A 14701-nucleotide genomic window follows, 5' to 3' on the forward strand; every position below is an offset into this window, starting at 1 on the left:
CATGAGCTACATTTTCGACCCATCCACCCCGATCAGCCCCGAGAAGAAGAAGATTGCCCAGGCCATGCTTCAGCGGAAGCAGATGGAGCTGATGTCTCCGGGCGCCCTGCCTACGACCATCGGCGGCGGCATCGCTGCGCTAGGCCAAGGCTTCGCCAACGGCCTCGAGCTGCGCTCCCTGCGCAACCAGGCGAACGCGCCGACAGACGCATGGGGCGAGATGCGCCAGCCCGGTCAGCATATGACGGACCCGAACGGAGGGGGAGGCGTCGGCTTCCTCGGCGGTCTCAAGGCAATGTTCGGAGGCGGACAGCCGGCGGGCGCACCTACGGGCCTATCGCAGCCAGACTTGCCGGCCCCGCCTCCTCAGCCGCAGCCTATGAGGATGCTGGGTCTTCCGTCTCTGGGCCAGCCCGCTATCCCGCCAGCTCCCACAGGCCCACAGATGACCGGCAACGTAGAGCCGACAATCCAGAGCGCGGTCCCGGCCGGTATCCAGCCCATGGCCGGCGATATGGATCCTATGGGCAGCGCGACCCCGACGCCCACTGTTTCACCCATGCAGGACACGCCCGTCCCGACTGTCAGCGATGCGGTGAAGAACGCTTTCGCCCGAGTCTTCGGACCGCCAGCATGAGGGCGCTCCGGATCGAACAGCGGCTGGAGATCCTGGAGGCCCGTCACCGCGGTGTCCTCCGTCCATTCCGTTCGTTCCAGTGCATTGTCCGAAAGGGCCGAGAGGAAGAGGATAAGATGACAGCCTTCACTGACCTCGGTGTCTTCCCGTCCGACGACGATCTGACCATCCTCTTCGTCGCCGTCAGCCCCGATCCGTCTAACCGGATGGATGATTTGAAGCCTAGCGCCAGGCTGGTCGCTGCCTGAGAGAGGATGCACGATGACCATCCTCTCCCAACGCCTGAAGCGCCTCGAGCAACTACGCGGTGATGCTACCGGGCGGCTGATCGTCGTCAGTTCCCATGGCGCCGGCAAGGAGGAGGTGCAGTCCATCCTTCGTGCCAATGGCCTCGACGTTGGTCCGTCCGACCGGCTGGTGCACTTCTCGACGATCTATGAGGATCGGCAGGGCAATCCGACACCGAGCACTATCCCAGCTCGCGTTCTCACCGTGCAGCCGCTTTGAAAAACAATCATAGGAAATCAGACGATGGCCCGAGGCGGTAGCCGGGAAGGCGCAGGGCGGAAGCCTGGAACGCCGAACCAAAAGACGGCGGAAGCGGCACAGGCAATCGACGCCACCGGCATGTCGCCACTCGACTACCTGGTAGAGCTATACCGCGACGGAACAGCCGAGGCGAAGGATCGGGCATGGGCTGCGAATGCGGCCGCTCCCTACTGCCATCCTCGAATGGCGCCAACAGCTCAGCGGATCATGATCGATTTGCCGGCGACGACAACGATCGACGGTGTTCGGGATGCTATCGCTGCGGTGGTGAAGGCTGTAGCCGGCGGAGAGATTGCCCCTGCGGAGGGGAATAGCCTGGTCGCCGTCATCGAAGCTCAACGCAAGGCGATCGAGACAGTCGACTTGGCCGCACGGATCGATGCGCTGGAGAAGGCAGCATCAGGTGGCGCTCGGTGACCGATGGCGCCGTCCTTCCGATCTCGGCCCAGAAGGTCAATCTCGCCCGTAAGGCGCTGTCCGACATATTCTCTCGCCATAACCATGTGTTGTTGGCGTTCTCCGGGGGCAAGGAATCGATTACGCTGGCCCGGCTATGCGAACCCTATGAGGGGCGGTTTCGGCTGATCTGGGGGAACACGGGATACATGTTTCCCCATGTTGAAGCGCTGGTGCGGGAGTACGGCGAACGCTTCGGCCTGGATGAGCGCCGATCGGATCTGAAGGCCAACTGGAACGCGCACGGGTTGCCGTCCGCCATCGTGCCAATCAAGCATGCCATGCAGAACGGGATGCACTCGGAGCCGCGGCTTCAGTCCAACGTGGCGTGCTGCGTAGCGCTGCGGGGGGCTCCATTGCTCGAGGCCTTCCAAAGCATCTCTGAGGACACGGCTATCATCCATGGCCAGCGGCATGAGGATCGCGTCCCCCTGCTTGGAATATCCGGCTGGAGCCTGCCCGCATGCGTAGAGGTTGCGGCGCCGCTTGCGGATTGGTCGGCAGCCGAGGTGATGGCCTTCCTGGAGGCCGAGGGCATCGAGCTCCCCAGCCACTATGCCGAGGTGCCCGACAGCCTCGATTGCTGGGCATGCCCTGCGGCTTTCGGGGAGGAGCGGGGGCCAGCGCGGGCCGCCTACATGCGCAAGGTCTATCCGCAGCATCTGGACGCTGTAATGCCGGGGGTTCGACGGACGCGAGATGCGGTACGCGCCTCGCTCGACGGCCTGGAACTGGCGATTGATCGAGCGGGGCTGGATAGGGACGCCGACCCCGCCTTTGTAATGCAGTGGGCTCCGTTGGCCGATGATTGCATGGCGGCGGCGTTGGCTACCGTGATTGGCCGATCCTATGCCGAAACAGCCACGATCCTTGGCGTGCCTCTAGATCCCGCAACTGGCCAGCCAACGGTGTTGAAGGGCAAGGGCCTCACGCTGGCCGATCTTGGCGCGCCTATGCTGTCTATCGGCCTCTCTGCCACCCTGATCATCTCGACTGCGGCTGGAGGGACGCTGAAGCAAGTGGACATGCGCCGGCACCTTTCGGGACGCCCCGCGGTTTTAGGCGTGGAGGTAGACAAGGACGACGGTAGCGGGCTTGAGCTGCATGCTTTGGCGTGGACGGGGACCAGGCTGTTTGACTGCCGCGGGCCAGCGGTGCGGGAACTTCGCATTGAGGACGTGACGATCCTTGCCGCCAGCATTTTATCTTGCATGAATGCATTATGGCCGGCGAGGGAGGCTCGTCCCACCGGACGTGAAGACCACAGGAACCATTAGCCAGTTCCCGGCTTTTCTTGACCGAGGGAGAGCTTGGATGGAACATGTCGCCGCACTGATGCTGCTAGTTGGCTGCAACACCAACGCATCAACTTGTACCGAACTGCCGGCCTCTATGGTCGCGTACGAAGATGTTGCCGATTGCGAATCCGACATGGCCCTACAAATGCGGCTCAGTGGCTCATCGGCAGAGAAGGTTTATGGCGCCTGTAAAGCTGTAACCGAAGATGTTTTTGAACAGTCGGCGACGGTGGACTGGACTATTTCCCAAAGCGGGAAAATTCTGGTGACTTTTGATGCCGAGCCGCAGCTTGTCGCTACCCGTTAGAGGCTTCCTATCAAGAGATTGATCGATACCGCACGGTCAATGAAAAATTAACACCTGAGAATGTTTGCCCGTTTGCTCGCGCGTAAATCTGTCCTCCTCACGAGGGGGAAGACATGCACAAGCCGAGAGACGTCAGCCATATGGTCGAGCATCCCTATTTCCGGGGGCTTGAAGAGCGCCACGAAAAAGGAACGGGTCTCGAGCTCGCCTTAGAGTAAATGGCTGCGCGCAGGCGTAAGTCTGCCGAACTTCGAGCCGCACGTGAAAAGGCTGTAATCCGGCAAGATTGATGTGGCTTTGAAGCTATTCCGCATCTTCATGCGGCTCAGCAATAGCTCTGGGTTGGCTTGTCGTTGCGCGACCATGCGCCTGGGTCCATCCGGCCAGCCACTGGCCCTGCTGCTCTGAACCCGTAGGATACGGGCAATCGTTAGCGGGAATCCCTTTGCCGTGTGCTTCGACGCCTTCGTTGAACCATCGACCGATCATGACATGCCCTTAAATTGAAACCTGCACATGGTGCAGGGCAATCAGACATTATCGCCGGCAATTGATTCCGAAAACCTCCCTGTCGGAAGCGAAGTCGCAAAGGCGTGAATATGCCTGACAACAATCAAACAAGGCGCCGGAACGTCAATCTCGCTAAAATTTCCCACCGTCCATTTTTTCGGTGCCGGCCTGGTTCTCCCGGTCCTTGATCTCTTCCGGTAAGCCGGGTTCGTCCTCGTCTTCGTCGACCGGGCCTAAACCATCATCGTCGCCGTAAAGCTCTTCATCCTCGAACTCTTCCGGAACGATCTCCCAGGCTTCAAGCCATCGCCTGTAGGCATCGGGTCATTCGGGTTCGTGCCAACTGGATCTGGCTTCGACACGGCGCATCCTCCCGTTCGAAAAGACAAGGCACGTCCGCTAGCGTTCGTTCCGGTAGTGGCTGCAACCACAGCTGCCATTGCGGCGACTGCAGCCCAGGAACCGTGGCCGTTAACCCGCGTTCTTGCCCGACACGATCTTGCCAAATCCTAGCAAAAAGTTCGTTGGACACCACCCGAGTCCTCTGAGAGGGGTCGGATGACGATCCTTATTCTTCGGAGCGAAATATTGGAATCCTTGGACGCCGTTAACCTGACGGATCAGCTGCATGCCGAGCAGGGTAAGGGCGATCCGTTCGCAGCAGCGGTTCGCGCCACTCGAATGCCAATGATTATCACGGACCCCCGACAGCACGACAATCCGATCGTGTTCACGAACGACGCCTTCCTTCGGCTGACCGGTTACCACCGCGACGAGGTGATGGGCCGGAACTGCCGCTTCCTCCAGGGGGCCGAAACGGATTGGGGCGAGATCGATAGGCTACGGGCGGCGATTCATGCGGAAACGGACGTCGACGTTGAGATTTTGAACTACCGGAAAGACGGTACATCCTTCTGGAACGCACTGTATCTGAGCCCCGTCTTCGGTCAGAGCGGAGAGCTGCAGTTTTTCTTCGCCTCCCAGTTCGACGTCACCGACCGGAAGGTGAGGGAGCTTGAAGCTGTGGAGTCGAGCGACTTCTTTGAGAATGCCGTTAAGGAGCGGACGAGAGATCTGGAGGCCGCCCTGACACAGCAGACGCTTTTGCTGCATGAGGTCGACCATCGCGTGAAGAACAATCTGCAGATGGTCGCGGCGATGATCCGGAGCCAGTCGAGGTTCTCAGACAGTCCGGAGGTCAAGGCAGCGCTGAAGACGACCATGACGCGTGTCGAGACGCTCGGCTCGGTACACCAGAAGCTCTATCAGTCGCCGGATGTCAGTGTCTTTGATGTCTCAGGTTTCGCCGCCGAAGTATCACAGGACATCGTTGATGCGGTCGGAAGACCCGAGATCAAAGTGGCGCTAGATCTCGGTAGGCTGATGGTACCGTCGTCGGTGGCGTCGCCCCTTTCCCTGCTGATTAACGAGCTGATCACGAACTCCCTGAAGCATGCGTTTCCGGTCGAACGGCAAGTGGGCAGGATCAGGATCGCGACCTCTCAGGAGGGTAGCACGGCACATCTGGTCGTCGAGGACGACGGCATCGGTCTGTCGTCAACGACTTCGTCCGGACGTCGGACGTTCGGTCACCGGCTGATTGAGTCTCTGGTGAAACAGATCCGCGGCACCATCGAATTCACCGATGCGCAACCAGGCACACGGGCCAGCGTTATATTCGAGAATTCAGTAGGAGTATCAATTCCTTGACCGATTTTCAGCCTTTGCGCGTCCTGATAGCCGAGGACGAAGGGCTTCTCGCGATGGACATCGAAGACACCGTCGAGGACGAGGGGCAAATCGTTGCCGGATGGGCGACTTCGGCAGACGAGGCGATCCGGCTCTACGACTCCTCCAACCCCGACATCGTCTTTCTGGACATCCAACTGCTGCACGGAACTTCTGGTCTGGACGTCGCAAAGGTTCTCAAGGATAGGACCGGTGCAAAATTCGTCTTCATGACAGCCAACGGCAGGCTTGTTGATGAGGACCTGCAAGGAGGGGTCGGTCTCCTGGAGAAACCCTTTTCAAGCGCAAAGCTGGTTGCTGTACTGGCATATCTTCATCAGGGGCTGTTCGACCCGCCCCCTTCGTTGAAGAAGCCAAATGGCCTCAAGCTCGGCCCGCATTACACAACTGCCTGGGCCTGACTCGACCTGCAGTCCGAAGCCTATCCATCTTGGCGTACCGGGTGCTGGCGATGCCGGCATTATGCCGTTACCTTTGGCAGTACCCCTATCCGTGTCGTTTACCGCGGCGAACGCATATCAAACTTCGTCGCCCATTGCTGCCGGATTCCAGCGGCCGCGGGTGCAATCGTCCCCCGACCAAACCTCCCGTTCACCGCATCGATAACGCCCATCAGCCTGTCGGACTGCTCCCGGTCCCGTCGATCGAAAAGCGGCCTCGATGCGGTACCGGCGCGGATCAAATTGTCCATTATGATGCCGGCCTTCGCTTACCGGAAGTCATCGCGGGAAATCGCCCCGCTAGGCCCTCCCGAGGTTTAAGTTACAGGCGGACTGTTTGGGGCGGTTTTCTCGGCGCTGTTCGCAACAGCGTTTTCGTAGAACAAGCTCACGAAAATGGAGAGGCGCCAACGGCGAAATGGGCGCCTCTCCTGCTCACCCCGCAGAAATGCAAAGCTTGCAAACGAATCTGGAGTAGGCGGCAATTGTCGTCAACCTTAAGAACCGCGACAAGCGCTACCTACCTACCTTAGAATTTTGCTGAGTCGGGTATCGGCGGCGAGATGACCGAAGCCGCCATGGGTCGCCGACACCAGCTTCGACAGCCAAGCTTCCGCATCGGTCGCCCTCTTGTTCGCTCTGGCGGCATCTTCGTATGCACGGCTAATTTCGCCCTGAGCCAATGATAACTGTGCTTGCAGGGCCCGCAGCTCGTCCCTCGAAATGTCTGCCTGCAGAGCGGCCTTCGAAGCCATTTGCTCGACTTGGGCCTCACTTGCGGAGAGTGCTTCTGATGCGCTTTGAACCAGCTCAAGGGCCGCGGACCAGTCTGGAATTGCGGTAGCATCCCGGCTGGGAAGTGTCGGCTGCAGTTGCTCCGTAGTCCGAAAAGTCCGCTCAAGTTCGAGATCGAGTGTGCTTGGGATATCGAAGCCGAGATCGACGCGTGTCCGCAATCGCTTGTCGGTTTCCATCTCACTTAACCCTTCCACGAACTCGGCCCGGTCGCAGCGTCAGGGGCAAATACAGCTCACTAAGCGACTAGGCCTCTAAGCGATCTGCCTACAAAAGGTTCATCGTCGCGGTCCAGCTGGCGGCAGATCCGACTTTCAGTGAAGGGCTACAGATACGAGCCGAACTCTGTGCTGGATGCAGCGCAGTGAACAATTAAAGTGCAAATCAACGTGTTCTCCCAGTGGCCAATTCTGGATGTGAAACAGCTACTTAAGAGATACTGATATGCCCAACCATCGGCCGGATGCATCAGTCGATAGGTCCGCAAGCTGACTTGCGGGGTAAAGTTTTGGGAGACAGAACAATGGCGACACCGGCGAGCACTGACGGCAACGATATGATCATCGACGATCCGGCGATGAGCGAGAACATTGATGCGTTGGACGGTGACGACAGCATCACCGTGTCCGGCGGATCGGACACCGTAGACGGTGGTCTCGGCGAAGACACGTTGATCGTCAATTACACCGACTCCACCGAGGCGTTCCGTAGCGTCGGCGGCGGCTTCGGTGCTCTCCCGACTATTGGTTCTACCTCGCCGGACGGCTTACCGAGTGTTGCGTACTCAAACATTGAGCATCTCGACATCCGGACTGGGGCCGGAAACGATGCGCTCGTTGGTGGGTTCGGCGAGGATACTATTTCCAGCGGCGCAGGCAACGATCAGATCGACTCTGTGGATCGCCCGGAAAGTATTTTCGGTGCCAGCATCGCGCCTGTTTCGGATATCGTTGATGCGGGCGACGGCGATGACAACGTCAATGGTGGTCGGCTAGATATTCTTGATGGGGGCGCTGGCAACGATTTCCTTCAAATCAATTTTGGTTTCAACGGTAACGACGCGAACCCGCCCGCGGTAAACTTGGTCCTTGACGCAAATGGGGCTGGCATCGCCAACGATGGAACGTCCATCACCGGCTTCGAAGCGATCAACCTTACGCTTACCAATCTAAACGACACGGTTGACACGGGTGATGTAGTTGCGAGCCTGAACGGTCAGGACGGCGACGATCTCTTGACGACCGGAGCAGGCGACGACCAGATTTTTGGCGGCGCTGGAAATGACACCATCGACGCTGGCAACGGAAACAACCTGCTGAGTGGCGGTGCTGGAAATGACGTCATATCGGGTGGCGTCGGCAATGACAGCATCACTGTTGATCCTGCCAATGATGGGATCGACAGCGTTAACTTGGGTGCCGGAAGCGACCAGGTGACGTTCGTCGGTCAATCCCCCAGCCAAATCCGCGTCACATTCACCAGCGCCGATGTCGGCAACGGGAACGCGCTCGATGGGGGCAATGGCTCGAATGAAGATGCAGGCCTTGCTGTCAGAGTTCAGAGCGAAGACGCGGATGGCAATGTTGTCGGTGTCGCTAGCCGGTATGACGATGAGGGAATTACCTTCTTGGAAGGTACGCAGGGATATAGCTTCGACGTAAGAGATCTCGCCTCTGGAGTCGCCAGGGGCGATCAATTCAAGGGAGTTGTCCTCGGTACATCGGACGGCGACACGCTCTCGTTCTTTCCTCCCTTCCGTGAAGGGCAGGCGTTCTACTACAATGGTGGCGGCGGCAACGACAGCATCATTGCAGGAAGCGGAAACGACTTTCTCGTCGGTGGTGCAGGTGATGACTCTCTGACTGCTAATGGTGGAAATGACACGATATTCGGTGGAGCTGGAACGGATAGTGCGTTCTTCTCCGGCAATCGCCTCGACTATAAGGTCGTTGCGATCGATGCTTCCAACATTCAAGTTACCGATCTTCGCGACGGCTCGCCTGACGGTGTCGATATTATCCAGACTGTCGAAAACTTCACCTTCCAAAACGGAACGTTCGATACCACAACCGTTCTCACCAGCAATGCCTCGGAAGTTCCAAGTGCAGGTCCAGACAGGCTGACCGGAACAACTGCATCTGAAAGCTTCTTCGGCGGCGCCGGTAACGATACAATCAACGGCGGAGCAGGTAACGATACCATCTCTGGCGGGGATGGATCCGATACGTTGACAGCTACGCCGAGCCTCGGCGAGCACGCTGTAGTCTTCGGCGGGTCTATGGTTACGGACCCCAACGATGTCGGCGATAATATATCGGTTTCTGGAGCTGGATCCGCTGATGTGTACGGAAACGGCGGAGATGATGTCATCAATTACTCCGCTTCTGGAGCCGGAAACATTTATGGTGGCGTAGGTGGCGATCAAATTAACGTTCAGAACGACGCCAATAATATGGTGGTCGGCGGGACGGGGTCGGGTGATATCATCGTAATTAACGGGAACGGCAGCAACACGGTGCTTGGTGGTTCGCAAATCACAGATGCTGCTGATGGCGCTGACCAAATCACGGTCAACGGAAATGGCAATAATAGCATTTACGGCAACGGTGGTGACGACACCATCCTAGTCACCGGCACTGGCAACAACACCATTTATGGCGGTGTTGGGAATGATCAGATCACCGGAGGCTCCGGAAACGATCTGATCATTGGTGGTCCAGGGGCAAACTCTTACACTGGCGGTCGCGGTGCCGATGCATTTGTGCATGATGCCGGAGCTCAAGATACAATCACTGACTTCAACTCGGCTGAAGGGGACAGCATAGTCTTTAATGACTCTGCCATCTCCGGATACACAATGGGTTCGGATGGCTCGGCTACGTTCAGTTTTTCGGATGGTGGATCAATCACCATTCTCGGAACTGCCCCGATGACATTTGGCATCGCATAAAACATGCAAGGAGCCTCGTCGTTTTAGTAACGGCGGGGCTCCCTTCTTTTGACCCTCGCGAGCGCTATTCGCCGGCACGTGGGGAAGCCGCGAGGCTCCTCGCCGAACACCTGATCCTGAGCATGTGCCGTCGTGTGGCAATGAGCGGCGGAGAGTGGAAGCCGGGGAACCGGTAAGCGGGACTAGTCGCGATCGAGCTGGTGCGTTAGTGCACTTTCAGATTGCAAGGATTGCTTACGGGATGGTCAAGATCAGCAGCGGGGACGAGGCCCTAGTCGATACCGGCGTTGGAGCGCGGATAAAGTCGTATCGCCGAACTATTCATATGAGTCAGTCGACGCTGGCCAAGCAGATTGGCGTAACGTTTCAGCAAATTCAGCGGTATGAGAACGGAATGAATCGTGTAAGTGCGAGCAAGCTGCACCAGATAGCTGAAGTGCTAGACGTTGAGCTTATCGAACTTTTCAAGCCGTTGGAAACTGACTCGTCAAAGGAAGTTCGTCTCGGTCTAGCGGATGATGTCGCCCTGTTCATTAAGACAACTGAAGGACGACGGCTCAATGAGGCGTTTGCGGGCATATCCGACGGGCTGATTAGGCGGAAATTGGTCGAGCTCGTTCAAACCTTGGCTCATTAATCGGCGCTGGAACAATGCGACGAGTGAACGCAGCAGCTAGTTAGCGGGCGTTAGGACGCACGAACCGACGACACCAATTTGTCCGAGTGTCGCCGGGCCCGGTGCAACTGCTTCAGCGTTGACACTAGAGTACCATTAAACGCTGGTGTATCATTTTAAAGTTTTGACCTTGTCTGACCCTAGTGTCTGCCAGATATGTGGTGGCGATTGTACAGAGTATGGTTCGGCTCACGTATTTAGTCCTCGTCGGTTCACCTTTGATCGTTCGAAGGGGCAGCCCCGTCGATCGTCACGCCGTATAGGTTGGCTTTGAGGCAGGGCGCGTTCTCGAGGCTTTCCCCTGCGACTTTTGGCGGGCAACAGCGATTTCGTTCGAAATTTCGCTGAGGACTTGCTGCAGTTGGTTAATCTCTGTGGAGATCTCGTCGTGCCGCCGGTGTAGCTCCCCGATCATCTGATCCTCCGTTTTGAAGGTAAGCAGCTGCTTTACCTCAGTGAGCGAGAAGCCGAAACGGGCAAGGCGAGTGATTTTCTGCAGGTGGGCGACATCAGCATCGCTGTATCGGCGGCGCGTGCCAGAGGTGCGCTGGGGCGAGATTAAATGGAGCTCTTCGTAGAAGCGTAGCGTCCGCTGCGTGAGACCGAGCATTGTAGCGACGTCGCTAATGGTATGCGGATACTCATCTTCAATCTTGGCCACGAGGGCTCCTGAAATGTGGGCCTATGCGGCTGCGGATTGGTTCTGGAAGGCGGTGTTCTTCTTAGGGAAGGTTTATTGATGGCGAAGGGCTACGGGGTAGCACATCGCTGTTGACGATTGCGTTCATTTAAGGCGCCAGGTGTAGCGGAGGGTAGTCAATCACTTTGCAGATCTTCGCCGTCCTGCCGATTGCCTCTGCCACAATCGCAAGCACACCCTCCGGCAACGGCTGCTGCAGCGCCTTAGCCAAGGACCAGTCGGCTCGCATCCACACGTCCATTTCCTTGGCCGTAGTGAGGATCACCTGCATCGCCTTGGGGTGAATGGCGCCGACAGTCGGGTTAAACTCTGTGGTAAGGAAGCCAAAGCAATCAACCGTAACCTCGCTCTCACGCGCTTTCCGGACGCTTGTCCATGTCGTCCAGATGCCAGCGAACGCCATTAACGGCCGATTGGCATTGGCTGCGAACCAGACAGGCTGCCCGGCTGCGCTATCCCATTCGCTGAAGGAGGTGAACGGCACCAGGCAGCGGTTTGCTGGGCCGAGCCACCGCGTCCAGTGCTTCGACGCGGTGTTCCTGATGTTCGTGGTGCCGGCGTCCGGTTCGGCCTTCAGCCAGGCGGGGAAGTCGTAAGGCTTGCCCTTCGCCTCGAGCTTGTCAGCACGCTTCTTCGTCGCCTGGAACAGCGCCTGCGACGAGCTCGGCATTCCCCATCGCACCATCGATAGTTCGCGCTCGCCGTCAACAGTCCCGACGATCGGCGCCGGATAGTCTGGAAAGATGCCCGGCATAGGCGGCATGTTGCCCGCCCGATCTCGCATCGCCCGCGTGAATTCCAAGATGGCCGCTTGGCCCTTCGTGACCGAATACAGATTACACATGCGAAGGATGTGGGATCATCGGCCGCCAAGAGGAGTCTCTTTGGCGCGATCGTCGACGGGAAGGATAGGAAATGGCGAAGCCGATCAGCGGCACGCCCGAATTCGGAATGTCGCGGGTTCAGGCGGCGCACCACATCGGCATTGGCGTATCGTTGTTCGACAGCCTAGTGGCTCAAGGGAAAGTGCCGCCGCCGCGCAAGATTGGCACTCGCCTGATTTGGCTTCGGCATGAGATCGAGGACGCGATCGAAAGCCTGCCCTACGCCAATGACACTACCGAGCGGCGTCCTGCCGAAAACTCGTTGGATGCCGCAATAGCCCGTCGAAACAGGGACAATGCCAAATGACAGAATGTCGTCATTTTGCCATGGCGATTTGGCTTCGATAAGGCTGCTTTTCGGAGCTAATTCCTTCGTGGAGGGCACACGGTCAGGACGCATTCCTTTGATAGGAGTTCTGAAGCGGTCGGTGTGCCCGATCATCCGAAGGGATCATTATGAACGACAACGCGGACCAAAAAAGGCGTTGCAATGGCACGCCGAAAGACGAGCGTGCTCGTGCAGTTCTCCATTACACAGCCCTTGCCATGGAAGCGAAAGTCTGGCGCACGCTTGTCGACATGGAAGTCGATGCTTCTGCGGCTTCCGGCAAGCTACAGTCACGCTTGATCGGCGATAGTCGATCACCAGCCTGACGCATAACTGGTCTGTTCCGTCGTCTCGCTGTAGCAGGTGCCCTTCAAGGCGGCGCTATCCTGATAGGGCAGCGCCGCCGACGATGGCATCCGAAAACTAGACCTGGCGCTTGGCCTTTTGCTCCCGGATCACCGTGTCCGCATGCGCTTCGTCTCGGCAGAAGATCGATGGCTGAAGCTGACCGCTTAGGTTGATCTTCACCAGCCAGTCCCCGCGGGAATCCTTGTGCTTGGTGAAGCTGTCTTCGGCCGTTGTCTTGAAGCTCATGTAATCCCCTGTTTTGGAAATCATGTCATGGGCGGACGGTCATGGAAATGTGGCGCAGCGGATGAGGCTGCCGCCGTGCTTCGGTAGGCATATTCCCCAGCTGCAAGGCTCACCAGCGCCGACGACATAGCGAAGAATGCTAGGGCTCCTATGCCTTCTTGGCGCTACTGCTTGGCCGGGGATGCGACCATATTCTGGATGTCGAATGAACGAACCGAACGGCTTCCACCGACGAGAAGCCGCCATCCTAAGGATAGTCCCATGAGCATTGCCCGCCGCTTCAACACATGGCGTCAGGTTCGCAACACGGCCGCCGAGCTGAACCGTCTCTCGCAGCGTGAGCTTGCCGACCTCGGCATCTCCCGCTTCAACATTCCGGAGCTCGCACGTCAGTCGGTGCGCTAACGAATTCACGATTTCGCGGCGGTCGTTCCTCCCCGATCCGACGCGAAAGGCCTAGCGGCTCCTCCCACCGCAACAGCCACATCCTGACGCCTTCGCCGGTCCTCCCCCGGCGAGGGCGTTTTCGTTCGTAGGACTGGCGTCTGGCTAAGTGGGTTGGATGTGCTGGCGGGTTTTGCTTTTTAACGGATCGGGTTTATTGCCCTCCGGTATAAGCTCTTGAAGCCGGTCGTAAACCGTTTCTGCGGAGAACGGTTTTCGCAGGAAGATAGCGGCGCCTGGCAAGAACCCGGGTTCTGGATCAGCGAGTCCCGACGCCACAAGGATCCCAATATCTGGCCATCGCTCGGCAGTCATGCGCGCCAGATCGAAGCCGTCCCGCTCCCCGGAGATATGGACATCCGTGAAAAGCAGCGTGATCTCGCTCGCATACTCGACCAAGACTGCTTCGGCTGTTTCGAAACTGCATGCTTCAAGTGGTCGGAAGCCTGCGTCGGACAGGATGTCCATGGCATGCATCAGGATCAGCGCATCGTCATCCACGACGAGGGCAAAGGGGCGACGATCATCAGCTATCTTGCTCATGGCATCTTGAATGATGCCTCGAATGAATTGGTTTCCTTAATGTAAGAGAAGCCATCAAATCTTTGGATAATGCCCTAATGAACAGGCCGCATCTTATCGCCTAGATCAACTTCGCTTCTTGGTAAGAGCAGCGCCGGCCCGCCCAGTCCTACTTGTCGACCAACAGGCCCACTGGCACATCTAGGACGTCTGAGAGAACCGCCAGCTCGAGGTTATGTGGCGTCAATCCCTGCTCAATTGCAGCGAGGCGCTCGTCTGTCATGCCAGCGTCGGCGGCGACATCGTGCTGAGATTGCCCTGAGGATTGGCGAAAGGCCTTCACCGCAGTTGTGCCGCCCTCGATCGCTTCGACGACAGGATCGGGGATTTCGAAATCGGTTTCGCTCATCGCATCCTCCTCGTCCGCGTTTGGTGACGCTGCCTGCTGAAGAGCGATGACGTTGGACTTCCGTTCCATGACCGCATCGAGAAGGGCCTGCCAGGACCGTGCCGCGGTCAGGTGACGCTCTCGAACCTGAGGAAGGGGTGAGGCCTCGGCTGCGGCGAGGCATTCCGCTAGGCGTGCCCGGTAGACCTCTTCACCATCCATCATCGTGGGCTTCCTTCCGTGGTTAGAATATTCATTGGCGGCGAGTTCCTGGCGGGTGGTGGAAGCTGGATCGGCTGTCCTTCCGCCCGCTCAGATACCTGCGTCTCCGCAGGTCAGTCGGCCTGTTCGTCTACGGCTAGAGATGATGCCGGGACTTTCGCGGCAAGCCGAACGCCAATGCCGCCGTCAGCCGTTGAGCCAGGTTCGAGAAATAGCACGCCGCTGTCCAGGAGGGCTCTTTCGAGGCTTCGG

General features: G+C 58.2%; 21 protein-coding genes. 13 read left to right on the plus strand and 8 right to left on the minus strand.

All coding sequences use genetic code 11. From position 1 onward, the window contains the following. The first annotated feature begins 1 nt into the window (after nucleotide 1). From ACZLZY_RS17430 to ACZLZY_RS17455, 6 genes are all read left to right on the plus strand, one after another. Nucleotides 2-637: a hypothetical protein gene (locus ACZLZY_RS17430; protein ID WP_472935477.1), complete on the plus strand. Its 636-nt coding sequence runs from the start codon at nucleotides 2-4 to the stop codon at nucleotides 635-637. 116 nt (nucleotides 638-753) lie between these two features. After that, nucleotides 754-885 (plus strand): hypothetical protein, encoded by a 132-nt coding sequence (locus ACZLZY_RS17435; protein WP_472935478.1) that lies wholly within the window; start codon nucleotides 754-756, stop codon nucleotides 883-885. 13 nt (nucleotides 886-898) lie between these two features. After that, nucleotides 899-1144: a hypothetical protein gene (locus ACZLZY_RS17440; protein WP_472935479.1), complete on the plus strand. Its 246-nt coding sequence runs from the start codon at nucleotides 899-901 to the stop codon at nucleotides 1142-1144. Nucleotides 1145-1168: 24 nt separating this feature from the next. Beyond that, nucleotides 1169-1603, plus strand: a complete 435-nt coding sequence (locus tag ACZLZY_RS17445) for a hypothetical protein (RefSeq protein ID WP_472935480.1) — start codon at nucleotides 1169-1171, stop codon at nucleotides 1601-1603. Next, a complete protein-coding gene (locus ACZLZY_RS17450) occupies nucleotides 1600-2919 on the plus strand; it encodes a phosphoadenosine phosphosulfate reductase domain-containing protein (RefSeq protein WP_472935481.1) in 1320 nt (439 codons plus the stop codon). The genes ACZLZY_RS17445 and ACZLZY_RS17450 overlap by 4 nt, the downstream gene beginning before the upstream one ends. A 37-nt stretch (nucleotides 2920-2956) precedes the next feature. After that, complete coding sequence (locus tag ACZLZY_RS17455; protein ID WP_472935482.1) at nucleotides 2957-3247, plus strand: hypothetical protein; 291 nt, start codon at nucleotides 2957-2959, stop codon at nucleotides 3245-3247. 303 nt (nucleotides 3248-3550) lie between these two features. Here ACZLZY_RS17455 and ACZLZY_RS17460 read toward each other — a convergent pair whose 3' ends face one another. Further along, the gene (locus ACZLZY_RS17460) at nucleotides 3551-3736 is read right to left on the minus strand and encodes a ribosome modulation factor (RefSeq protein ID WP_472935483.1); all 186 of its coding nucleotides are present in this window, start codon (nucleotides 3734-3736) and stop codon (nucleotides 3551-3553) included. A gap of 579 nt (nucleotides 3737-4315) precedes the next feature. Between ACZLZY_RS17460 and ACZLZY_RS17465 the strand changes: the two genes are divergently transcribed. Together ACZLZY_RS17465 and ACZLZY_RS17470 are read left to right on the plus strand one after the other, a co-directional pair. Continuing rightward, complete coding sequence (locus ACZLZY_RS17465; protein ID WP_472935484.1) at nucleotides 4316-5467, plus strand: PAS domain-containing protein; 1152 nt, start codon at nucleotides 4316-4318, stop codon at nucleotides 5465-5467. After that, complete coding sequence (locus ACZLZY_RS17470; protein ID WP_472935485.1) at nucleotides 5464-5907, plus strand: response regulator; 444 nt, start codon at nucleotides 5464-5466, stop codon at nucleotides 5905-5907. The genes ACZLZY_RS17465 and ACZLZY_RS17470 overlap by 4 nt, the downstream gene beginning before the upstream one ends. A 98-nt stretch (nucleotides 5908-6005) precedes the next feature. Here the strand turns inward: ACZLZY_RS17470 and ACZLZY_RS17475 are convergent, their stop codons facing one another. Continuing rightward, entirely contained in the window at nucleotides 6006-6197 is a 192-nt protein-coding gene (locus ACZLZY_RS17475; RefSeq protein ID WP_472935486.1) for a DUF4113 domain-containing protein, read from the minus strand. Nucleotides 6198-6470: 273 nt separating this feature from the next. After that, a complete protein-coding gene (locus tag ACZLZY_RS17480) occupies nucleotides 6471-6920 on the minus strand; it encodes a hypothetical protein (RefSeq protein WP_472935487.1) in 450 nt (149 codons plus the stop codon). A gap of 344 nt (nucleotides 6921-7264) precedes the next feature. Between ACZLZY_RS17480 and ACZLZY_RS17485 the strand changes: the two genes are divergently transcribed. Together ACZLZY_RS17485 and ACZLZY_RS17490 are read left to right on the plus strand one after the other, a co-directional pair. Then, on the plus strand, nucleotides 7265-9691 hold the full coding sequence (locus tag ACZLZY_RS17485) for a beta strand repeat-containing protein (RefSeq protein ID WP_472935488.1): 2427 nt from the start codon (nucleotides 7265-7267) through the stop codon (nucleotides 9689-9691). Between the two features lie 241 nt (nucleotides 9692-9932). Continuing rightward, nucleotides 9933-10328 carry a helix-turn-helix domain-containing protein gene (locus ACZLZY_RS17490; protein ID WP_472935489.1) on the plus strand — a complete coding sequence of 132 codons (396 nt, stop codon included), beginning with the start codon at nucleotides 9933-9935 and terminating at the stop codon, nucleotides 10326-10328. 289 nt (nucleotides 10329-10617) lie between these two features. On the opposite strand, the gene ACZLZY_RS17495 is transcribed toward ACZLZY_RS17490, so the two are convergent. Beyond that, complete coding sequence (locus ACZLZY_RS17495) at nucleotides 10618-11028, minus strand: helix-turn-helix domain-containing protein (RefSeq protein WP_472935490.1); 411 nt, start codon at nucleotides 11026-11028, stop codon at nucleotides 10618-10620. A 127-nt stretch (nucleotides 11029-11155) separates the two neighbouring features. Next, the gene (locus tag ACZLZY_RS17500; RefSeq protein ID WP_472935491.1) at nucleotides 11156-11911 is read right to left on the minus strand and encodes an SOS response-associated peptidase; all 756 of its coding nucleotides are present in this window, start codon (nucleotides 11909-11911) and stop codon (nucleotides 11156-11158) included. Between the two features lie 71 nt (nucleotides 11912-11982). Between ACZLZY_RS17500 and ACZLZY_RS17505 the strand changes: the two genes are divergently transcribed. Beyond that, a complete protein-coding gene (locus tag ACZLZY_RS17505; RefSeq protein ID WP_472935492.1) occupies nucleotides 11983-12258 on the plus strand; it encodes a helix-turn-helix transcriptional regulator in 276 nt (91 codons plus the stop codon). 149 nt (nucleotides 12259-12407) lie between these two features. After that, complete coding sequence (locus ACZLZY_RS17510) at nucleotides 12408-12605, plus strand: hypothetical protein (protein ID WP_472935493.1); 198 nt, start codon at nucleotides 12408-12410, stop codon at nucleotides 12603-12605. A 97-nt stretch (nucleotides 12606-12702) separates the two neighbouring features. On the opposite strand, the gene ACZLZY_RS17515 is transcribed toward ACZLZY_RS17510, so the two are convergent. Continuing rightward, a complete protein-coding gene (locus tag ACZLZY_RS17515) occupies nucleotides 12703-12873 on the minus strand; it encodes a hypothetical protein (protein ID WP_472935494.1) in 171 nt (56 codons plus the stop codon). A 261-nt stretch (nucleotides 12874-13134) separates the two neighbouring features. On the opposite strand from ACZLZY_RS17515, the gene ACZLZY_RS17520 reads away from it, so the two are divergent. After that, the gene (locus ACZLZY_RS17520; RefSeq protein WP_472935495.1) at nucleotides 13135-13278 is read left to right on the plus strand and encodes a DUF1127 domain-containing protein; all 144 of its coding nucleotides are present in this window, start codon (nucleotides 13135-13137) and stop codon (nucleotides 13276-13278) included. A gap of 144 nt (nucleotides 13279-13422) precedes the next feature. Here the strand turns inward: ACZLZY_RS17520 and ACZLZY_RS17525 are convergent, their stop codons facing one another. Next, nucleotides 13423-13860 carry a response regulator gene (locus tag ACZLZY_RS17525; protein ID WP_472935496.1) on the minus strand — a complete coding sequence of 146 codons (438 nt, stop codon included), beginning with the start codon at nucleotides 13858-13860 and terminating at the stop codon, nucleotides 13423-13425. A gap of 148 nt (nucleotides 13861-14008) precedes the next feature. Beyond that, a complete protein-coding gene (locus tag ACZLZY_RS17530; RefSeq protein WP_472935497.1) occupies nucleotides 14009-14452 on the minus strand; it encodes a helix-turn-helix domain-containing protein in 444 nt (147 codons plus the stop codon). Nucleotides 14453-14701 lie beyond the last annotated feature (249 nt).

The organism is Mesocryomonas lacus, from assembly GCF_055730135.2.